General features: G+C 70.2%; 20 protein-coding genes. 8 read left to right on the top strand and 12 right to left on the bottom strand.

From position 1 onward, the window contains the following. The first annotated feature begins 44 nt into the window (after positions 1 to 44). Together B4V04_RS15510 and B4V04_RS15505 are read left to right on the top strand one after the other, a co-directional pair. Entirely contained in the window at positions 45 to 1,745 is a 1,701-nt protein-coding gene (locus B4V04_RS15510) for a methyl-accepting chemotaxis protein (RefSeq protein WP_498232620.1), read from the top strand. 1 nt (position 1,746) lies between these two features. After that, positions 1,747 to 2,511, top strand: coding sequence for a bacteriorhodopsin (locus B4V04_RS15505; protein WP_498232619.1), 765 nt, complete (start codon positions 1,747 to 1,749; stop codon positions 2,509 to 2,511). A gap of 35 nt (positions 2,512 to 2,546) precedes the next feature. Here B4V04_RS15505 and ahbB read toward each other — a convergent pair whose 3' ends face one another. Together ahbB and B4V04_RS15495 are read right to left on the bottom strand one after the other, a co-directional pair. After that, positions 2,547 to 3,608 (bottom strand): siroheme decarboxylase subunit beta, encoded by a 1,062-nt coding sequence (gene ahbB, locus B4V04_RS15500; protein WP_498232618.1) that lies wholly within the window; start codon positions 3,606 to 3,608, stop codon positions 2,547 to 2,549. A gap of 100 nt (positions 3,609 to 3,708) precedes the next feature. Further along, the gene (locus tag B4V04_RS15495; RefSeq protein ID WP_498232617.1) at positions 3,709 to 3,867 is read right to left on the bottom strand and encodes a DUF7317 family protein; all 159 of its coding nucleotides are present in this window, start codon (positions 3,865 to 3,867) and stop codon (positions 3,709 to 3,711) included. A gap of 341 nt (positions 3,868 to 4,208) precedes the next feature. Between B4V04_RS15495 and B4V04_RS15490 the strand changes: the two genes are divergently transcribed. After that, positions 4,209 to 5,321: an anthranilate phosphoribosyltransferase gene (locus B4V04_RS15490; RefSeq protein WP_498232616.1), complete on the top strand. Its 1,113-nt coding sequence runs from the start codon at positions 4,209 to 4,211 to the stop codon at positions 5,319 to 5,321. 156 nt (positions 5,322 to 5,477) lie between these two features. Next, positions 5,478 to 5,627, top strand: coding sequence for a DUF7563 family protein (locus B4V04_RS15485; protein ID WP_498232615.1), 150 nt, complete (start codon positions 5,478 to 5,480; stop codon positions 5,625 to 5,627). Positions 5,628 to 5,664: 37 nt separating this feature from the next. Here B4V04_RS15485 and B4V04_RS15480 read toward each other — a convergent pair whose 3' ends face one another. The 3 genes from B4V04_RS15480 to B4V04_RS15470 all read right to left on the bottom strand — a co-directional run bounded on the left by B4V04_RS15480 (position 5,665) and on the right by B4V04_RS15470 (position 7,609). Continuing rightward, positions 5,665 to 6,498 carry an NAD+ synthase gene (locus tag B4V04_RS15480; protein WP_498232614.1) on the bottom strand — a complete coding sequence of 278 codons (834 nt, stop codon included), beginning with the start codon at positions 6,496 to 6,498 and terminating at the stop codon, positions 5,665 to 5,667. Between the two features lie 98 nt (positions 6,499 to 6,596). After that, positions 6,597 to 7,229 (bottom strand): NUDIX hydrolase, encoded by a 633-nt coding sequence (locus tag B4V04_RS15475; protein ID WP_498232613.1) that lies wholly within the window; start codon positions 7,227 to 7,229, stop codon positions 6,597 to 6,599. Continuing rightward, the gene (locus tag B4V04_RS15470) at positions 7,226 to 7,609 is read right to left on the bottom strand and encodes a hypothetical protein (RefSeq protein WP_498232612.1); all 384 of its coding nucleotides are present in this window, start codon (positions 7,607 to 7,609) and stop codon (positions 7,226 to 7,228) included. Before B4V04_RS15470 ends, B4V04_RS15475 begins: the two co-directional genes overlap by 4 nt. Before the next feature lie 80 nt (positions 7,610 to 7,689). Here B4V04_RS15470 and B4V04_RS15465 point away from each other — a divergent pair, with 80 nt between their 5' ends. The 3 genes from B4V04_RS15465 (at position 7,690) to B4V04_RS15455 (ending at position 10,583) form a co-directional block, all read left to right on the top strand. After that, positions 7,690 to 8,646, top strand: a complete 957-nt coding sequence (locus B4V04_RS15465) for a DUF5787 family protein (RefSeq protein WP_498232611.1) — start codon at positions 7,690 to 7,692, stop codon at positions 8,644 to 8,646. A 56-nt stretch (positions 8,647 to 8,702) separates the two neighbouring features. Continuing rightward, on the top strand, positions 8,703 to 9,110 hold the full coding sequence (locus B4V04_RS15460; RefSeq protein WP_498232610.1) for a CBS domain-containing protein: 408 nt from the start codon (positions 8,703 to 8,705) through the stop codon (positions 9,108 to 9,110). Between the two features lie 102 nt (positions 9,111 to 9,212). Continuing rightward, a complete protein-coding gene (locus B4V04_RS15455; protein ID WP_498232609.1) occupies positions 9,213 to 10,583 on the top strand; it encodes an LLM class flavin-dependent oxidoreductase in 1,371 nt (456 codons plus the stop codon). Between the two features lie 226 nt (positions 10,584 to 10,809). On the opposite strand, the gene B4V04_RS15450 is transcribed toward B4V04_RS15455, so the two are convergent. Then, positions 10,810 to 11,283 carry a deoxyuridine 5'-triphosphate nucleotidohydrolase gene (locus B4V04_RS15450; RefSeq protein WP_498232608.1) on the bottom strand — a complete coding sequence of 158 codons (474 nt, stop codon included), beginning with the start codon at positions 11,281 to 11,283 and terminating at the stop codon, positions 10,810 to 10,812. A 265-nt stretch (positions 11,284 to 11,548) separates the two neighbouring features. Here B4V04_RS15450 and B4V04_RS15445 point away from each other — a divergent pair, with 265 nt between their 5' ends. Next, the gene (locus B4V04_RS15445; protein WP_498232607.1) at positions 11,549 to 13,534 is read left to right on the top strand and encodes an aconitate hydratase; all 1,986 of its coding nucleotides are present in this window, start codon (positions 11,549 to 11,551) and stop codon (positions 13,532 to 13,534) included. Positions 13,535 to 13,727: 193 nt separating this feature from the next. Here the strand turns inward: B4V04_RS15445 and B4V04_RS15440 are convergent, their stop codons facing one another. From B4V04_RS15440 to B4V04_RS15415, 6 genes are all read right to left on the bottom strand, one after another. Then, a complete protein-coding gene (locus B4V04_RS15440) occupies positions 13,728 to 14,381 on the bottom strand; it encodes a 30S ribosomal protein S7 (protein ID WP_498232606.1) in 654 nt (217 codons plus the stop codon). Then, on the bottom strand, positions 14,378 to 14,806 hold the full coding sequence (locus B4V04_RS15435; RefSeq protein ID WP_004048726.1) for a 30S ribosomal protein S12: 429 nt from the start codon (positions 14,804 to 14,806) through the stop codon (positions 14,378 to 14,380). Before B4V04_RS15435 ends, B4V04_RS15440 begins: the two co-directional genes overlap by 4 nt. A gap of 216 nt (positions 14,807 to 15,022) precedes the next feature. Then, positions 15,023 to 15,862 carry a hypothetical protein gene (locus tag B4V04_RS15430; RefSeq protein WP_498232605.1) on the bottom strand — a complete coding sequence of 280 codons (840 nt, stop codon included), beginning with the start codon at positions 15,860 to 15,862 and terminating at the stop codon, positions 15,023 to 15,025. A gap of 44 nt (positions 15,863 to 15,906) precedes the next feature. Next, entirely contained in the window at positions 15,907 to 16,326 is a 420-nt protein-coding gene (locus B4V04_RS15425; protein WP_144800054.1) for a NusA-like transcription termination signal-binding factor, read from the bottom strand. After that, the gene (gene rpoA2 / locus B4V04_RS15420; protein WP_498232604.1) at positions 16,326 to 17,540 is read right to left on the bottom strand and encodes a DNA-directed RNA polymerase subunit A''; all 1,215 of its coding nucleotides are present in this window, start codon (positions 17,538 to 17,540) and stop codon (positions 16,326 to 16,328) included. The genes B4V04_RS15425 and rpoA2 overlap by 1 nt, the downstream gene beginning before the upstream one ends. Beyond that, positions 17,533 to 20,454: a DNA-directed RNA polymerase subunit A' gene (locus tag B4V04_RS15415; protein WP_498232603.1), complete on the bottom strand. Its 2,922-nt coding sequence runs from the start codon at positions 20,452 to 20,454 to the stop codon at positions 17,533 to 17,535. Before B4V04_RS15415 ends, rpoA2 begins: the two co-directional genes overlap by 8 nt. Between the last annotated feature and the right edge of the window lie 6 nt (positions 20,455 to 20,460).

Here is a 20,460-nt window from a genome sequence, read left to right as displayed (position 1 = left end):
ATCCCAGTCATTAATGTCGCCGTTTCCCTGGCGATCGGTACATCATGCAAGAGGGACCGTTCTCCGGCGTCCGGTCGAGCTACGGCGCGAAACTCGCGCTGTCGCTGATCGGCGTCACGGGGATCTCAGTCGCGTACGGGGCGGTCGTCTACCTCCGAACGGAGGGCGTCGGGGCGATCGGCGCGGAGATCCGCTCCGGCCTCGTCGGGATGACGCTGCTGACGGTGATCGGGCTCGCGCTCATCGGCGTCACGGTCGGGTCGAACACGGTCATCTCGCTGCGCCAGCTCACGGCGAAGGCGGAGCGCATGGCCGACGGAGACCTCGACGTGACGCTCGAGACGGGGCGGACCGACGAGATCGGCCGGCTGTTCGAGGCGTTCGACGCCATGCGCGGCTCGCTCCGCGCCGAGATCGACGACGCGGAGACCGCCCGCCGTGAGGCCGAGGAGGCCCGCCGGGAGGCGACCGAGCGCGCCGAGACGGTCGAGCGCAAGGCGAGCGAGTACGAATCGGCCATGCGGGCGCTCGCCGACGGCGACCTGACGCGGCGCGTCGACCCCGAGAGCGACAGCGAGGCGATGGCCCGCGTCGGCGCCGCGTTCAACGAGATGGCCGACGAGCTGGAGGGGACGGTGGCGTCGGTCGCGACGGTCGCCGAGGACACCGCCGACGTCGCGGGCACCGTCGACGACCGCACGGAGAGCCTGCGGGCGACGACCGGGACCGTGAGCGAGGCGGTCGAGGAGATCGCCGCGGGGGCGCGCACCCAGCGCGACGACCTCCGGGCGGCGACCGACGAGGCGGAGAACCTCGCGTCGTCGGCCGAGGAGGTCGCCGCCACCGTCTCCGACGTGGCCGAGACCGCGGAGCACGCCGCGGGCGTCGGCGAGGAGGGCCGCGAGGCCGCCGAGGAGGCGCTCGCGGAGATGGACGCGGTCGAGGAGACGACCGCGGAGACGACCGCCGAGGTCGAGGCGCTGGCCGCGGAGGTCGAGGAGATCGGCGAGGTGGTCGACACCATCTCGGAGATCGCCGAGCAGACGAACCTGCTCGCGCTCAACGCGTCGATCGAGGCGGCCCGGTCCGGCGCGGAGGGCGCCGGCTTCGCGGTCGTCGCCGAGGAGGTGAAGGCGCTGGCCGAGGAGACCCAGGAGTCGGCCAGCGAGATCGAGGCTCGGATCCACTCCGTACAGGAGCGCGCGGAGACGGGCGCGAACGCGATGGAGCGCACCGAAGAGCGGATCTCCGCCGGCGTCGAGACCGTCGAGACGTCGATCGACGCCCTGGAGCGCCTCGCGGAGGCCTCCGAGCGCACCGACACCAGCATGACCGAGATCACCCGCGCCACGGAGACGCAGGCCGACTCCGTGGACGCGGTCGTCGGCCACGTCGAGGACGTCTCCGCGATCAGCGCGCAGACGGCCGGCGCGGCCGGCGACGTCACCGGCGCGGTCGACGAGCAGGAGCGCACCCTCGGGGCGGTCGAGACCGCCGCCGAGTCGCTCTCCGACCGCGCGGGCCGCCTGCGCGACGCCGTCGGCGGCTTCGAGTTCGCGGCCGACGACGCGCTCGGGGGCGATTCGGGCGCTCCGGGCGGGTCCGCCACGGCGGTCTCCGACGGGGGGACCGCGGGCGACGGTGCCGACGCCGAAACGGGCGGGCGCGGGAGCAACTCCGACACCGCCTTCGACTTCTCGCACGGGGAGCGTGCCGACGGCGCCGCCGGGGAGGGGGTGAACTGAGATGCTCGCCGACACGACGATATGGGCGTGGCTCGGGGTCCTCGCGATGGGCGCGGGGACGGTGCCGCCGCTGTGGGCGTGGCTCTCGGGGTCGTCCGAGACCGGCGAGTCGCACGCGCGGTACTACGCCACCCTCGCCGGCGTCACCGGCGTCGCGGCGCTCGCGTACCTCGCGATGGCGCTCGGGCTGGGCACGGTGGCGACGCCCGGCGGCGACCTCCCGGTCGCGCGCTACCTCGACTGGCTGATCACGACCCCGCTGCTGTTGCTGTACCTCGGCCTGCTCGCGCACCCGTCGCGCGGGCTGCTCGCCGGGCTGATCGCGGTCGACGTGGTGATCATCGCCGGCGGGACCGCGGCGGTCGTCACCGCCGGGACGCTCTCGTGGGCCCTGTTCGGCGTCGCCGCGACGGCGTACGCCGCGCTCGTCTACGGCCTGCTCGTCGTGCTCCCGCGCTCGGCGTCGGCCGAGGGCGACCGCGTCCGCGCCGTCTTCGGGACGCTCCGGAACATCACGGTCGTCCTCTGGACGCTGTACCCGGTCGTCTGGGTGCTGGCGCCCACCGGCCTCGGGCTCCTGACGGCCTCCACGGAGATGCTCGTGTTCGTCTACCTCGACGTCGTCTCGAAGGTCGGCTTCGTCGTCGTCGCGGTCGCGGGCGCGGACGCGCTCGACGGCCTCGGTGCGGACGCTCGCGGCCGCGACGCGCCCGCCGGCGGCGCGCTCGACGCGGACGAACCGACGGCGTCGCTCGGCGACGACTGAGCCTCGCCCGCCGTTTCTCTCCGATCTCTCCCCAGCTACTCCTCCCCGTCGGCGACGAGGTCCTCGTACCGCGCGCCGGTCTGTTTCAGCGTCTCCGTCGAGTAGAGCCGCTCGTGGGGGACGGGGAGGTGGTCGGCCGCCAGCTCGTCGATCTTCGCGTCGACCGCCTCGGCCTCGCGCCCGTGGATCATCGTGAACAGGTTGTACTCCCACCCCTGTTCGGGGCGGCGCGGGCGGTGGTAACACAGCGTGACGTACGGGAGGCTCCCGACCGCCTCGCCGCGCTCGTCGAGCTCGTCGTCTGGCACGTCCCAGACCACCATGCAGTTGTTCGTGAACCCGGTGACGACGTGGTTGACGACGCAACCGATTCGCTTGATGCAGCCGTCCGCGAGCAGGCGATCGACCGCCGCGAGGACGTCGTCGATGGGGGCGCCGATCTCGTCCGCCACGTCGGCGTAGGGGGTCGCCGACAGCGGGAAGCCGTCCTGGATCGCGAGGAGGAGGTCGGCCTCGAGCGCCGAGAGGTCGCCGCGGGCATCCTCTGAGATGCGGGTGGCGGAGACCGCCGTCTCGTCGAGGGATTCTCTCGCGAACCGGTCGGCGTTGACGACGGGGAACTCCAGGTCGATGTAGTAGTCCGTGAGCATCGGGAGCGCCAGCACCTCGCAGCCGGTCCGCTCCTCGATCTCCGCGAGGATCTCGTCCCGGCGCTCCCGCGAGCCCGCGGTGACGACGAACCACTGGTTCCACGCGTGGTCGCGGCGGTAGTTGTGGTTCACCTGTCGGTAGCCGTTGATCACCTCGGCGACCTCGTCGAACCGCTCCTCGGGCGCTCGCACCGCCGCCAGTGTCGACGAGCCGATGACGGGCGGGTTGAGCACCGCCCCGAACCGCCGGAACACGCCCCGCTCCCGGAGGTCGCGGACGCGGTCGAGGACCTCGTCGGCGTCGACGTCGACGCCCGTCTCGGCGGCGATCTCCCGGGCGACCCGCTCGAACGGGCGCGGCTCGACGGGGAAGCCGCTCTGGTACTCGTCGACGAGCGCGGCGTCGACCGCGTCGACGTCGGCCCGCCAGTCGGCGTCCAGACTCATTACGTCGGGTTGGAGCCGCGCGTACCTACGGGTTTCGGAGGGGGTCAGCGGTTCCGGAGAGTCGGCGGGTCGGAGGGCAGGCGGTTCCGGGCGGGCCGAGTCAGTCGTCAGCGGGGGCCTGCCCCGACGACGGCGCGAACGCCCGGGCGCTCTCCTCTAACTGCGCCGCCGAGCAGCCGCCGATCGTGGCGGCCTGTTCGAGCGTCAGCGTGCGGGCGCGATACAGCGTGAGCGCGGTGGCGACGGATTTGGACGTCATCGGGTACGCTTCTCTAACGGATAGACGAACATATAGTTCTAACGCTTTTTGCACCCCAGTACAATTCTTCTGAGAATAGAAATTGGACGATACGATTCTAAACTGGCATAGAAAGCTCTAATCGATCTATTGTATTATGCGAACGGTTGGCACGCAACCGGCGCGAGGGATTCCGTCGCCGGCCTCCGCGGCTCGCGCGCGCCTTCCGAGCCCGGTCCGGCTCGCCGCGCCCGGGCCTGCCCCGTCGCGCGCGCGCTCGCCGCGGCCGTCCGCGAGCGGTCCGTTCCCGTCGGACGGGAGCCGAGCGAGGGACTTTTCGTTCGAGGACCCGAACGGCGCGTATGGCTCAGGCGACCCAGGAGTTCGGCGACTGGCCCCTCAAGCGGCTGATGACCGAGGTCTGCGGCTCCGGCCACAAGTCGGCCGACGACCTGACGCGCGCGCAGGCGACCGAGGCGTTCGAGCGCATCCTCGCGGGCGAGCCCGACCCGACGACGCTCGGGGCGTTCTGGCTCGCGAACCGCTGGAAGCGGAACACGCCCGAGGAGCTCGGGGCGTACGTCGACGTGATGTGCGAGCGCGTCGAGTACGTCGAGCCCGACGCCGACCCCGTCGACTGCGGCGCCAACTACGACGGGAAGGGGCGCTCCGCGATCCTCGGCGTCGCCGCCGGCGTCGTCGCGGCCGCGGCCGGGACGCCCGTCGTCGTGCACTCGGGCGACCGCGTCCCCACGCAGAAGCAGGACGCCTACAAGCACGTCTTAGACGAGCTCGGCGTCCACACCGAGCTGACGCCCGGCGACTCCGCCGACATGGTCGACGAGACCGGCTTCGGCTTCTACTACCAGCCGGCGTTCAACCCCGCGATCGACGACCTGTTCGACCGCCGGGACATGATGGGGGTCCGGACGTTCGTCAACACGATCGAGACGCTGGCGAACCCCGCGGGCGCGTCCGTCCACCTCGGCTCCTTCTACCACCTCGCGTTCGCGAAGAAGGTGGTCGACACGTTCGTCGAAAGCGAGTTCCACGACCTCGACCGCGTCCTGATGTTCCAGGGGATGGAGGGGTACGACGACGTGCGCCCCGGCTACACCAAGGTCGCCGAGTGGGACGCGGCCGGCGACGCGGAAGGAGGAGCCGACGGCGACGAGGCCGGCAGCGAGGGGGCCTCCTTCGACGACTTCGAGATCGAGACCGCCGAGTACGGGATGGACTTAGAGGAGGCGGACCTCGCCGTCGACGACGTGGCCGCGGAGTCGGCCGCCATCACCGAGGACGTCCTGGCCGGCGAGCGCGACGGCGCCTTCGCCGACGCGGTCGCGGTCAACGCCGCGCTCCGGATCTACGCCCGCGAGGACGCCGACTCGATCGAGGAGGGACTGGAGACCGCCCGCGAGGCCGTCGACGACGGCTCCGCGCTGGCCGTGCTCGAGGAGCTGCGGGCGTTCTGACCGCGGCGGCGACCCGTCTTTTCCGACGATCGGTCGGAGTTTTGGGCGTAATTTGGGCCGGAGTTCGGAAAGCCCACTTAGGCGTTCGTGACCAACTCGCACGTGCACAGAACACCATGACACACGACGCCACCTCACACGAGGAGAGTCCCCGCCATGCCCACGTGTGAACACTGCGACGCGCACGTCTCGGACCGGTTCGCCCGCGTGTTCTCCGACGCGCGCGGCCGGATCCACGCGTGCCCGAACTGCTCGGCCAACGCCGGTATCGCGGAGGTCACGAAACGACGGGCGCACGACGCCTGAGCCCCGGTCCCGATTTTCGCGGCCCCCGCCGACGCGCCTACCGCTCCGGGGCCGGCGGCATCGACCGCTTGTGAGCGCTGCGCTCGTGGAGCTCGACGACGCGGTCGACGGCTTCGAGCGGTACGCCGAGCTCGCGGGCCGTCGCCGCCCGGGAGAGCCCGCCGTCGACGTGGACGGCGAGGACCGCGTCGACGGTGTCGTAGTCCAGCCCCATCTCCTCGGCGTCCGTCTGGCCCTCCCACATCCCCGCGGTCGGCTCCTGCATCACGAGGTCGCGCGGGACGCCGACGTGCGCCGCCAGCTGGCGGACCTGCTGTTTGTAGAGGTTCCCGATCGGGTTGCAGTCGACCGCCTGGTCGCCGTACTTCGTGAAGTAGCCGGTCATCCCCTCCGCGCGGTTCCCCGTTCCGAGCACCACTCGGTTCTCCGCGTTGGCGACGAGGTAGTTGAGGACCGCGCGGGTCCGGACGTACACGTTCCCCGCCGCCGTCTGATCGGTCGCGGCCTCCGGAAACGCGTCGAAGAGGGACTCCGCGATCGGCTGGATCTCGACCACGTCGTACTCGATCCCGAGCTCGCGGGCGACGCGCTCGGCGTCGCTCATCACGTCCGGGTCGTTCACCTCCGAGGGCATCGTGATCCCGTGGAGCCCCTCCTCGCCGAGCGCCTCGACGGCGAGGTGGGCGGTCAGCGTCGAGTCGATCCCGCCCGAGAGACCGAGGACGGCGCCCTCCGCGCCGGCGTCGTCGACGACGTCCCGAATGAACGAAACGACGCGCGCGCGGGTCGCCTCCAGCTCCGACTCCGAGAGCCGGAGGTCGAGCGGCGGGTCGTCCGACAGCAACACCGACTGCTCCGAGGTCCGGTTCATGGAGGGAGGCAGGGGCCGAGACGACTAATACCTCCGCTTCTCGCCCGTGATCTGGACGTTCGTCGGGTTTCGGAGACCGCTCCCGGTCGGGCCGCCCCCTACAGTAGCCCCTCCCGGTCGGCGAGCAGCAGCCCCTCCAGCGTCGCGTCGTTCGTCGGGGGGTCGCGGGCGACCGCCAGCGCCTCCTCGACCGGCACCGCGCGCGGCGAGAGGAACTCGTTGCTGTCGTGGTCGACGTCGACAGGCTCGAGCCCCTCGGCGAACACGTAGCCGCGCTTGTGGCGGAGCACGCCCGTCGAACACCACACCTCCTGGAGCAGCGACGTCGACGACGGCGCGAAGCCGGTCTCCTCGGCCAGCTCCCGCGCCCCGGCCGCGGTGTACGACTCGCCGCGTTCGACGATCCCGGCGGGCAGCTCCAGCTGGGTGTTCCGGACCGTCGGGCGGTACTGCTCGACGAACAGCACGTCGCCGTCGGCGACCGCGACCACGACCGTCGCGGGCGACAGCTCCGCCCAGTAGTACTTCTTCTCCGACCCGTCCGGCTGCTCGACGCGGTCGTACCCGCCGACGAACCAGCCGGCGTCGTACTCGACGGCGACCTCCCGCACCGGCCACTCCGGCTCGCCCGGCAGCGAGTGGTTGCGGCCGTCGGCGAAGGCCGGGAGGTCGCGGAGGTCGGCGGCGGGCGCGTCTCCCCCGCCGCCCGATCGCTCCCCGTCGTCGCTCACGGCCGCACCACCTCCACGCGGTAGACGGTTCCCTCGTACCGCACGCGCACCCCATCGTCCGTCGCGGCCTCGGGAGTCTGCCGCGCGAGGGCGTCCATCTCGTCGAACGGCGTGTGGGTGAACCACTCTTTGATCCCGTAGGAGTCGGACCGGTACGGGTCGGAGCGGCCGTCGTCGCTCGTTAGCGCGCTCGTCAGAAACGGCCACCGTCGCTCGGAGACGTTGTTCGCGTCCACGGCCGGCTCGTCGGTCTCGATCGGCTCGGCGGTCAGGTAGTAGGGGTCGCCGCTGCCGAGGTAGCTCGGGAGGGCCCCTAACGCGAGCAGGGCGACGACGACCAGCGCGATGGCGACGAGGAGGTTCCGGGTGACCCGGCGCATGGTCGACGTTGGCGCCGCCGGGGAATACCGGTTTCGACCGCGCCGATGCCCTTTACTCGTCGACGCCCCTCCCCTCCCCCATGGAGTTTCGGTTCGAGCTGGCCTTATGCGCCGCGCTCGAATCGCCGGACCGGGTCGTCGCCCGCCAGCTCGGCGCGGGGGTCACGAACCCCGGCGGGCGGATCGTCGACGTCTGCGTGGTAGAGCCCGGCCCGGGGTTCGACCGGCGGGCGGCGATCGCGTCCGAGCGGATCCCGGACCCCGCGATCGAGGCCGCGGTCGGTCCCGGCGAGGCGGTCCCCGTCGCGGACGCGTTCGACCTCCCGCCCGAGCGCGCGGCCGCGGTCGTCGAGCGCGCGGTCGAGGTCGGCTACCTCGAGCGCGAGCGCCGCGACGGGCGCCCGGTCGTGCGCGCGACCGCCCGCTACCCCGACGACTGGATCGGCTCGCTGACCGCGATCGAGAACAAGCCGGACCTCGGGACGCCGGGCGACCTGGCGGCCCAACTGCGGTACGACGTCGCGCTCGGGCTGTTCGACGAGGCGATCCTCGCCACCGCCTCGTACGTCACCCGCGCGCACCTCAACCGGATCCCCGACCCGGTCGGAGTCTGGCGGTTCGACCCCGACACGGGCGAGCGCGAGGTGGTCCGGGAGCCCGCCCCCCTCGACCCCGGCGCGCCCGGCGTCGAGATCCGCGACGAGCGGTCGCTCCGGACCGACGTTGCGCTCGTCGATCCGGACGCGCTGGCCCGTAAGCGGCGCCGGATCGCGGAGCGCGCGTACGGGAAGGGGTGGCGACCGTCGCCTCCGGGGTGCGCGCACGCGACGGGAACCGCCGACGGCCGGCCGTACTGCGAGCGGTTCGACCGCGTGGTCGACCCGGGTCGCGACTGCGGCGCGGGCTGTGACGCGTACGACCCCGCCGATCCGCCGGCGGTCGACCGCGACGGGCTCCGGGCCGCGCGGACCGCGTGGGTGGCCGACCCCGACGGCACCGGGCCGCGCCGGCAGTCGGGGCTCTCGCGGTTCCGCTAGCCGGCGTCGACGCTCGCTGTGGGAATCCTTATACCCCGAGCGACGGACTCACACGTATGGACGACATCGAAGACGTGTTCGTCGCGCGGCTGATGACGAGCGAGCTCCACACGGTAACGCCGGACACGCTGGTCGAGGACGCGGCCGCCGTGCTGCTCGACAACGACATCAGCTCGGCGCTGGTCGTCGACGACGACGGCGCGCTGGTCGGTATCCTCACCACGACCGACTTCGTCGACATCGTCGCGAAGAGCCAGCCGAAAGCGGAGACGACCGTCGAGCGGTACATGACGCGAGACCCGATCACGGCCGGCGCGCAGGACTCCGTCTCGGCGGTGGCCTCGCTCATGGTCGAGCACGGCTTCCACCACGTGCCCGTCGTCGACGGCGACACGCCGATCGGGATCATCACGACCTCCGACTTCGCCGCGTACGTCTCCTCGCCGGAGACGGCGTCGCCGTAGGTCTCGTCCGCTTCTCGCGGTCGACCCGCCGCCGCGTCCGCGACGCCGACAAGTGACGCCCCTTTCTGTGGGGTATTACCGGGGCCTCCCGTATCCGCGTCCATGCCCGACCGCCTGCATCTCAACCTCTTCACCATGGCCTCCGTCGAGCACGTCTCGCCGGGGTCGTGGACCTACCCCGGCGACCGGTCGCCGGAGTACACCGACCGGGAGTACTGGACCGAGGTCGCGAGGACCGCCGAGCGAGGCGGCTTCGACGCGGTGTTCTTCGCCGACGTGCGCGGGATCTACGACGTGTACGGCGACGACCGCCACACCGCGGTGGAGAAGGCGGTCCAGACCCCCGCGAGCGACCCGCAGCTCGTCGTCCCCGCGATGGCCGAGGTCACCGAGGACCTCGGCTTCGCCGTGACGCGCTCGACGACGTACACCCACCCGTACCAGCTCGCGCGGGAGTTCTCCACGCTCGACCACCTCACCGACGGGCGGGTGGCGATCAACGTCGTCACCTCCTACCTGCAGTCGGCGGCCGAGAACCTCGGGCTCGACGAGCGGATGGACAAGGAGACGCGCTACGACCGCGCCGACGAGTTCCTCGACGTCTGTTACAAGCTGTGGGAGGAGTCGTGGGACGACGACGCGGTCGAAATCGATCGCGAGGCGGGGCGGTACACCGACCCCGAGAAGGTCTCGGCGATCGACCACGAGGGCGAGCACTTCTCCGTGCCCGGCCCCCACGGCTGCGAGCCCTCGCCGCAGCGGACCCCCGTCGTCTACCAGGCCGGATCCTCCGACCGCGGGCGGGAGTTCGCGGCCGCGAACGCCGAGGCCGTCTTCGCCAGCCAGCCGACCGAGGCGGGCGTCCGGGAGTACATCGAGGACGTGAAGTCGCGCGCGGCCGACCGCGGCCGCGACCCCGAGAGCCTGAAGTTCTTCATCGGCGTCGTCCCCGTCGTCGGCGAGACGCAGGCGCTCGCGGAGGCGAAGTACGAGGAGTACAAGCGCCACGTCGACGTCGAGGCGACGCTCGCGCTCCTCTCGGGCTTCCTCGACATGGACCTCTCGGAGCTCGACCCCGACCAGAAGGTCGAGCACATCGAGACGGACGCGATCCAGGGGACGATGAACGCGTTCACGAAGGCCCAGCCGGACCGCGAGTGGACCGTCCGCGAGGTCGCGGAGTTCTGCGGGCTCGGCACCACTTCACCGAAGATCGTCGGCACCCCCGAGGAGATCGCCGACGAGTTAGCGTACTGGCACGAGGAGGTCGGCGTTCACGGGTTCAACGTGAAGGAGGTCGTCCGCCCCGACTCGCTGACGGACTTCGTCGACCTCGTCGTCCCGGAGCTGCGCGAGCGCGGGCTCGTCCCCGACCCGGACGAGGGCGGTGCGCGCTCCGGCGGCACCCTCCGCGAACGACTGCTCGGCGAGGGGCAGGCCCGGCTCCGCGCCGACCACCCGGCGAGGAAGTAGCTGACCTCCCGCTCGCGTCGGGCGATTCCGGACCGACTTCATCGGATCCGAATCCGACAGCGCTGCCGCCCCCGCTACGCTTAAGTACGTTCCACCGCTTGTTTCGCGTGACGCTTCGCTTGGAGGGCCGAAGCGTCAGCGGGGACCTACTGAACGGCACGCCCGTGCCACCTTTTCCCGGCACGGGCGTGCCGTTCGTCCTTTCACACCGACGAGCGACCGCTTCTCAGAGATTCTCCGACTGATACGACCCATCGTACGTCCCGTCGTGGTCGGCCTCGGCGAGCACCAGCTGGGCGATCAGCGCTCCCGGCTCGATCTCGATCGCGTGGCCGGCGTCGAGGCGGCCCTCGCCGACGCCCTCGTAGCCGGCGTCCCAGACGGCGGTGTCGAGGGTACAGGAGTTCCGCAGCAGCGTCGACCGCGGGAGCACGAACCCGACCCGCTCGCTGGGGATCCGCACCGGCTCGCCGTACCGGACCACGTACGTTCCGGGGTCCAGCCGGTACGCTCCGTCCTCGATCGGCACCGCCTCGCGCTCGCCCACGCGCTTCCCGTCGCGACCGATCCGTCCGGGGGTCGTCTGCTCGAATATCTCCCCGACCGTGAGGTCGACGCCGTTCGGCTGTCGCTGCGCGTCGTCGAGGTCGGCGTCGCCGGCTTCCAGCGCCGCCGCGACCGTCGCTCCCGAGTCGAACATGCCCGAACGAATCCGCGGGCGAGACTAAACGGTGTCGCACGCCGTCGCGGTGCGGACCGACCCCCTCCCGGTCGCCGTGAGACCCGGATAATTCGGCCGATACGGCCTTTATGAGCCTTATACTCTCGTTACGACTATTGCTCCCACGGGGAACGGTATCTCGCCGATCTCCCGCCAAGAATTGCCGGTGAGACGGATCCTACACGGTCGATCTTTCGGGAAACTCGCGGGTTTTATATCCACGGGAGAGCGACGTGCGGATGATATGGGACAAACGATTACGGAGAAGATCCTCGGTGACCACCTCGTCGAGGGCGAGCTGACGCCCGGCGAGGAGATCGGCATCGAGATCGACCAGGTGCTGACCCAGGACACGACTGGGACGATGGTGTGGCTCCAGTTCGAGGCGCTGGACCTCGACGAGGTCCAGACGGAGCTCGCCGCGCAGTACTGCGACCACCAGACGTACCAGTTCGACTTCAAGAACACCGACGACCACCGGTTCCTCCGCTCGGCGGCCGGCACGTACGGCGCCTACTTCTCGCGGCCCGGCAACGGCATCTGCCACCAGGTCCACAAGGAGAACTTCGCCGCGCCCGGTAAGACGCTGCTCGGCTCCGACTCGCACACGCCGACCCCCGGCGGGCTCGGCCAGCTCGCGATCGGCGCGGGCGGGCTCGACATCGCCGTCGCGATGGGCGGCGGCCCCTACTACGTCGAGATGCCGGAAGTCGTCAACGTCCACCTCGAAGGGGAGCTCCCCGAGTGGGCGACCGCGAAGGACATCGCGCTGCACCTCCTCGGCGAGCTGACCGTCAAGGGCGGCGTCGGCAAGATCTTCGAGTACACCGGCCCCGGCGCCGAGAACCTCTCGATCCCCGAGCGGACCACGATCACCAACCTCGGCACCGAGCTCGGCGCCACTTCCTCGATCTTCGCCACCGACGAGAAGACGAAAGACTGGCTCGCGCGCCAGGACCGCGAGGAGGAGTACGTCGACCTCCAGCCCGACGACGACGCGGAGTACGCGGAGACGATCGAGGTCGACCTCTCCGGCCTCGAGCCGCTCGTGGCCGCCCCGTCGATGCCCGACAACGTCGCGCCCGTCAGCGAGTACGAGGGCACCGACGTCGAGCAGGTCATCATCGGCTCCTGTACCAACGGCGCCTACGAGGACATCCTCCCCAGCGCGAAGATGCTGGAGGGCCGCGAGGTCGCCAAGCAGACCGAGATGATCGTCGCGCCCGGCTCCAAGCAGGCCTCCGAGATGCTGGCCCGCGAGGGCTGGACCGCGGAGATGATGGCGGCCGGCGTCAACTTCTCCGAGGCGACCTGCGGCGCGTGTATCGGCATCGGTCACGTGCCCGCCTCCGACTCCGTCTCGCTGCGCACCTTCAACCGCAACTTCGAGGGCCGCTCGGGCATCGAGGACGACTCCGTCTTCCTCTGCTCGCCCGAGGTCGCCACCGCGGCGGCCATCACCGGCGAGATCGTCGACCCGCGTGACCTCGCGGACGACCTCGGCGACCTCGAAGAGCCCGGTTTCGAGATGGGAACGAAGTACGGCCCCGGCATGGGCGAGTCCGACTCCGACATCATCTCGCCCGACGAGGCGATCGACGACGGCCTCGTCAAGGGCCCGAACATCGGCGACGTGCCGCTCAAGGACGGGATCGACGTGGACGGCGGCGAGGCGCTCCTCAAGATGGAGGACAACATCACCACCGACCACATCATCCCGGCGACGGCGGACATCCTGAAGTTCCGCTCGAACATCGAGAAGCTCTCCGAGTTCACGCTCTCGCGCGTCGACGACACCTTCGCGCAGCGCTCGCTCGACGCCGACGGCGGCGTCCTCGTCGCCGGCGAGAACTACGGGCAGGGCTCCTCGCGCGAGCACGCGGCCCTCTGTCCGATGTACCTCGGCATCGAGGCCGTCTTCGCGCAGAGCTTCGCCCGCATCCACAAGGCGAACCTGTTCAACTTCGGCATCGTCCCGCTGGCGATCGACGCGGAGACGTACGAGAAGATCGAGCAGGGCGACGACCTCGCGATCGTCGACGACGTGCCCGCGGGCGTCCGCTCCGGCCAGGAGGAGTTCACCGTGAGCGTCAACGGCGAGTGGGAGTTCACCGCCGACCTCGACGCCTCCGAGCGCGAGCGCGACATCCTCGCGGCCGGCGGCAAGCTCTCGTGGGTCAAACAGCAGCACTCGGACGGCGGCTCCGGCGCGGCGCCGGCCGACGACTGAGGCGGCTCGCGGCCCCGCGGCTCTCTCTGCGTTTCTTCTCTTCCGGTTCTTCTCTCCGCTTTCGCGCGCTCACCGATGCGGAGCGGAGGCGCCGTCGCTCTCGGCGGACGGCGTCGAAACCGACGGCGCCGTCGCTCGCGCGGACGGTTCGGTCGGAAAAACGCGACCCGTCGGTTCGCTCGTCGAACCGGCGTCAGCGGGCCGCGGCGGCGACGCGCTCGCGCTCCTCCTTCTGCGAGATGGAGTAGGAGCGGTCGGCGTCGTAGTCGGCCGCGGCGATCAGCTCGTTGGCGAGCGCCTCGGCGGCGGCGGTGCTCGACTTGTACGTCGCGCTGGCGACGCCGTCGGAGATGAACAGCAGCGCCTGGTCGACGCGGCGCTGGGGGGCGACGTCGACGGCCTTGGGGACGGAGATGCCGCCGTACTTCAGGCGGACGGTCTCCTCCCGCGGCGCGGCGTTCTCCACGGCCGTCACGAGGACCTGTACCGGGTTCTCCTCGGTCCGGTCGTGGACGATGTCGAAGGCGTCGCGGACGATCCGCGTCGCCTGCTGTTTCTTGCCCGTGTTCTCGTCGGTCTGCATCAGGCGGTTGATCAGCCGCTCGACCAGGGAGATCTCGGACTTCTTGAACTGCTTCGACGCGTGGCGGCCCATGGTGTGGGCGATGGGCGTCACGGTCATGTACCGCTTCGTCGAGGGGTCCTCGTAGGCGATCTCGGTGACGTCCCAGACGCCGAACAGCTCGGCGTTCTCGTTGGCGGCCTCGCTGGCGGCGGGCGCGTCCGGCTCCGGCTCGTCGGCGGCGACGTCCTCGTCGGACGGCGCCTCGGTCTCCTCACCGCTCATCTGACGGGCTTCTCCGCGTTTCCGCGAACCAGTTCGATCATCGAGACGCCGTTGACCTTCTCGACCTTGTAGTTGACGCCGGAGAGGTCGCCCATCGCTCGACCCTTGGCCCCGCCGATCCCGGCGATCGTGACCTCGTCGTGCTCGTCGATGAACGAGATGGCGCCGTCACCGGGACAGAACGCGGTGACCTGCTTCCCGTTCTTGATGAGCTGGACGCGGACGCACTTTCGGATCGCCGAGTTCGGCTGCTTTGCCTCGATCCCGACCTTCTCCAAGACGATCCCGCGAGCCTGCGGGGCGCCCTCGAGGGGGTCGGACTTCTTCTTGAGCCCGCGCTCTCGCCGAGCGTACTCGGAGTCGGACCAGCGGCGCTTCTGCCGGTCCTGCTTGAGCTTACGGGCCGCGTATTTGCCGTTCGCCATCGTACGTCTACTTCCGAACGGAGCTACTTAAGCGTCGTCTTTCGACGCGACGAAACGGCCTCAGATCGTCCGAGCGGTACCTCTCGTCCGTTCTGAGAGTGTTTCTCGTGAGAAGAAGATCAAAACGACCGCCGCTCGTCACCGCTGAGCCGGTAAGCCGGCGCGAGCGCCCGTCGTTCGTCGCCGGCCGCGGGCCGCCGTCGCCGCCGGTCGCCCTCACTCGCTCGTCGCCTCGCGGGCCTCGGCGACCCAGTCGGGCTCGGCGATCTCCGCGCCGGGATCGCGGTAGTCGATGTCGACGTCGACCGTCGCCTCTCCCTCGTCGTGTTCGCCGGCCCACGACTGTTCGAGCCCCGGGACGACGCCGGACTCGTACACGTGCGCCGTCGCCGACGCGGTCTCGACGGTCTCGGGGATGTTCCGGTCGCCGTCGAACTCGTCGGCGGCGAACCGGGCGGTCGCCTCGCCGCGGACCTCGCCTTCCCCGTCGCTCGTCGGATTCCACTGACTCAGGCCCTGGTACCGCGTCTCGCCGGTCTCCGTCTCGCCCTCGACGCGGATCCCCGTCAGCGCCTCCTGTCGCATCGACTCCTCCAGTTCGGCCTCGGAGCGGTCCACCGACTGCCGGTCGTACCGCGTCTCGTCGCCGACCCGCTGGCGGAACAGCAGCTCGCCGTCGGCGACGTACAGCTCCGTGACCTCCGTCTCCGACGTCTCCGTCAGCTCCTGTCTCACGTACTGACGACCGTTCGCGAGGTCGTAGCTCGACTCGTACTCCTGCGACGGGAGCCACGGCGTCGGCTCCCCGTCTCCGTCGTGGCTCGTCTCGGCCGTCGAGAACAGCGTGAAGCCGCCCGCGTCGACGAACGCCTGCGTGTGCGACTCGGCGAGCGCGTCGAGCGCGAGCCCGTCGCCGTCGCGCCACTCCGCGTCGGCGAACGGGCGCTCGGGGCCGTCGGAGCTGTCGGAGCCGTCGCCGCCGTCGTCGCCGGAACAGCCGGCGATCCCGACCGCGGCTGCGGTTCCGAGACTCGCGAGGACGCGTCTGCGGTTCATGGGTTCAAAAGCGAGTCCGTCGGCAAAAGCGCGCGGATTCCGGCTCAGGTCAGCTGCACGTCGTCGATGTCGTGGTGACGCTTCGCCAGCGTCCGGGCCGTCTCGATGTTGACTCCGTCGGCGCCGATGGCGACACCGCGGTCCGGCTCCGGCACCTCGACGTACGCGACGCGGTCGTTCTGCTCCGAGATCGTCACGGCGTTGACTGCCGCGGGCGCGAGCGCGCTCGCGACGAACGCCTCCGGCGTGTCCGCGTCCTCCACCAGCTCGACGGACTTGCCGAGCCGCCGCTCCGCCTCCTCGACGGTCTCGCCCGCCTGTCCGATCGCGGCGGCCATCTCGCCGGCCGGCACGAGGAACACGAGCCGGTCGCCCTCCACGAGGCAGTCCTTCGGCGCGACCCCGGTCAGCTCGTCGAAGCGACCGATGTAGCGCCGCGCCTCGTCGGAGAGCTCGACGTACATCAGTCGTCGCCCACGACGCGCGACCCCATCCGCAGGTCGACGTCGCCGGTGCCGAGCGAGATCGGTTTGCCGGCGATGACGTTCTCGATGACGCCGTCGAGCTCGTCGTACTCGCCGTGGATCGCGGCGTCGAGCAGGTGGTTGACCGTCACCTCGAACGCCGCGCGCGCGAGCACGGAGTCCTTCGACCCCGAGATGCCGTGGCGGCCGATCGACTCGATCTCGCCGTTGTTCGTCATGATGTCGGCCACTAACATCAGGTGGCGGACGTTCACGTCGTCGAGCCCCTGCTCTTCGAGCGTGTTCTTCGTCTCGTCGATGATCGTCTCGCGGGCCGCCTCGACGCCGAGGTTGCGGTAGATCTCGTGGATGTTGTTACACGTCGTCCGCGAGGCGTCGACGCCCTCGATGTCGAGGGTGTCGCCGAACGCCGACCCCTCGGTGTAGAGGACGAACTCCTCCTCGCCGTCGATCTCCTCTTTCCGGATGACGACGCGCTCGATCTCCTCGATCCCCTTGAACACGATCTCGCGGAGCCGCTCGACGAGCTGGAGCAGCTCGCGGTAGCTCGGCTCTCCCGGACCGAACTCGATGACGGTGCCCGACTGCCGGGCGTCGACGCCGAGCGAGTCCTCGATCGTCTCGGCGATGATCTCGGCGACCTCGGAGGGATCGGAGTGGGTCGGCCACCGCTCGAGGAGGGTGTCGTCGTTCAGGTCGATGCGCACCAGCATGTCGGCGACGTTCGTCGACACGTCGCCGAGCGCGAGGATGCGCGTCGCCTCGATGGACCAGACGACCTCGTGGGCCTTCTCGCGGTCCGTCGCGTACTCGCCCTCGAGGTGGACGGTCATCATCGGCGTGTCCGGCGTCTTCCGGGCGTCCACCAGCTCGATGAGCCGGGGGAGCCCCTGGGTGACGTCGATCTCCGCGACGCCGGCGTAGTGGAACGTGTTCATCGTCATCTGCGTCCCGGGCTCGCCGATCGACTGCGCGGAGACGGTGCCGACGGGGTCGAGCGGGTCCACGCGCGTCTCGCGGTACCGGTTCTCGACGCCCGTCGCGACCTCGGTGGCCTGCTCGACGGTGATCTCGCCGGCCTCCTCGGCCTTCCGTTCGAGCGCCTCGTACACCTCGCTCTTGAGGCGGCTGGGCAGCTCGGTCGCCTCCACGACCGCCTCCATGTCGTCGGTGACGTGGTCGTACTCAGTCATCCGACTCCACCCCCGAGGCCTTGTTCAGGCCGGGCCCCGCGTGCTCCGACAGGTTCGTCGGCGGCGTGCGCTCGCCGAGGAACCGCTCCTTCTCGTCGTCGGAGTCGAACTCCGAGTCGACGACGCGGTCGACGATGTCGTCGACGTCGATGCCGTCGCCCTCTCCCGAGGACACCTTCACCGGCGAGGTGCCGTCCTCGCCGAACTCGAACTGGACGATCCGGCCCGAGGTGTCCCGGACCGTGCCGTCGTACTGCGCCTCCAGCTCGGAGAGCGCGTTGATGAGGCGGCGCTGCAGGTAGCCGGACTTGGAGGTCCGGACCGCCGTGTCGACCAGTCCCTCGCGGCCGCCCATCGCGTGGAAGAAGAACTCCTCGGGCGTGAGCCCGCCGCGGTAGGAGTTCTCCACGAAGCCGTGCGCCTCCGCGGAGAGGTCGTTCTCCTTGTAGTGCGAGAGCGTCCGGTCCTCGTAGCCGCGGTTGATGCGCTCTCCCCGAACCGCCTGCTGGCCGACGGAGCCGGCCATCTGCGTCAGGTTCAGCATCGAGCCACGCGCGCCGGAGCGGGCCATCACGACCGCGGGGTTGTCGTCGCCGAAGTGCTGGTCGGCGATCTCCCCGGCCGAGTCGCGGGCCTTCCCGAGCGTCTGCATGATCTTCATCTCCAGCGTCTCGTCGACGCCGCGGCCGGGAAGCGACTCCAGCTCACCGGCCTCGTACGTCGAGATCAGCTCCTGGACCCGCTCGTAGGCGCTGTCGATCGCGTCGTCGACCTGCTCTTCGGCCTCCGGCGGGATCGACTCGTCGTCGATCCCGATCGAGAAGCCGAAGTGCATGATCGCGCGCATCGCCAGCGACGCGATCTCGTTGATGAACACGCGCGAGCGCGTCTCGCCGTACTCCTTCGTGAGGGTGTCGACGACCTCGCCGCCGAACGCGCCGACCGCGTCCTCGTCGATCGTCCCCTCGATCAGCTGGCCGTTCTCGATGACGACGTCGTCGCCGGTCGACGACGAGAAGCGCAGGGTGAGGTCGTCGGGCAGCAGCTCGGAGAACAGCGTCCGACCGGTCCAGAACTCGCGGCCGTCGTCGTCGACGCCGTCCGCCTCGGGCAGCTCGTCCACTCGGGTCGCCCGGAGCAGGTCGAGCGCCTGCGTCTCGGTGAACTCGGGGTTCGAGTGCGTGAGCAGGTACGTCCCGGAGATGTGGTCCTGGATCGCGCCGATGATGTTCCCGCCGAACCGCGGCGAGAGGATCTGCTCTTGGACGCGCATGAGGACGCGGGCCTCGGCGCGGGCCTCCTCGTTCTGGAGCGCGTGCATGTTCATCTCGTCGCCGTCGAAGTCGGCGTTGTACGGCGGACAGACGACGGTGTTGAGCCGGAACGTCTTGTACGGCATCACCACGACCTCGTGGGCCATGATGGACATCCGGTGCAGCGAGGGCTGCCGGTTGAAGATCACGATGTCGCCGTCGACGAGGTGGCGGTTGACCTCCCAGTCGGCCTCGACCTTCTCGGCGAGCTCCTCGCAGTTCTTCTCGGTCACCTTCAGGCGACGTCCGTCGGGACGACGCACGTAGTTCGCGCCGGGGTGCGCCTCCGGGCCGTTCCGGACGTACTGGCGCGCCTCTTCGACGTTACGCTCGGTGACGTTGAGCGTCTGGGTCATCTCCTTCGCGACGCGGTCCGGGACGCCGACCTCGTTCAGCGAGAGGGTCGGGTCCGGCGAGATGACGGTCCGGGCGGAGAAGTTGACGCGCTTGCCGGACAGCGAGCCGCGGAAGCGGCCCTCCTTCCCCTTCAGCCGCTGGCTGAGGGTCTTGAGAGGCCGTCCGGAGCGGTGTCGCGCCGGCGGCGTCCCGCTGATCTCGTTGTCGACGAACGTGGTGACGTGGTACTGGAGCAGCTCCCAGAGGTCCTCGATGATCAGCTGCGGGGCGCCCGCCTCGCGGTTCTCCATGAACCGCTGGTTGATCCGGATGATGTCGACCAGCTTGTGCGTGAGGTCGTCCTCGGAGCGCTGGCCGTTGTCGAGCGTGATGGAGGGGCGCGTGGTCACCGGCGGGACGGGGAGGACCGTCAGGATCATCCACTCCGGCCGGGAGTCCTCCGCGTCGATGCCGAGGACCTCTAAGTCCTCGTTCGGGATGTCCTCGAACCAGTCGCGGACGTCCGAGGGCATCAGCTTGTTCATGTCCTCCTCCGTGAGGTCGACGTCGAGCGCCTTCTCGATGGCGCGGCGGTCCTCCTTGCGCGGGCGGAACTCGCCGGCCATGATCTCGTTGATCCGGTCTAAGGCGATGTCGGTCTCCTCGGCGAGCTCCTGCGGCGAGGTGCCCGGGTCGTCCTCCTCCTCGTCGGGCTGCATCGCGGCCGCGATGCGCTCGGAGTAGTCGCCCGAGAGCACGTCCTGGACCTCGTAGTAGGTGGTCGGCTTCTCGTGTTTGATGTCCGCCTGCGGCTCGCCGCAGAACGGGCAGGTCGACGCCTTCCGGGCCTGCCGGACGGCGGCCTTCAGCACGTCGTGCTCGTCGTCGCCGAGTTCCTTCGCGCGCTCGTAGCGGTCGCGGAACTCGTCGCGCTGCGCCTCGTCCAAGGCGAGCCGACCGCACTCCCGGCACGTCGAGCGGAGCAGCCGCCGGATGAGCTTCGTGAAGCCCACGTGGATGACGGGCGCGGCCAGCTCGATGTGGCCGAAGTGGCCGTTACAGGAGCCGGAGTGGGAGCCGCAGGTCCGGCACTCCAGGCCGGGGTCGATGACGCCCAGCCGCGGGTCCATCAGCCCCATGTCGATCGGGTAGCCGTCGTCGTCGTACGTGTCGGCCGTGATAACCTTCGTCGCCGACATGTCCCGGTACGTCTCCGGGTCCATGAGGCCGAAGTCGATGCCGCCGAGCACTTTCGGTGTTTGCATTGACAT

Source organism: Halorubrum sp. B52 (assembly GCF_059752555.1).
Note: the sequence above shows the minus strand (reverse complement) of the source record. Positions and strands in the feature narration are given on the sequence as shown.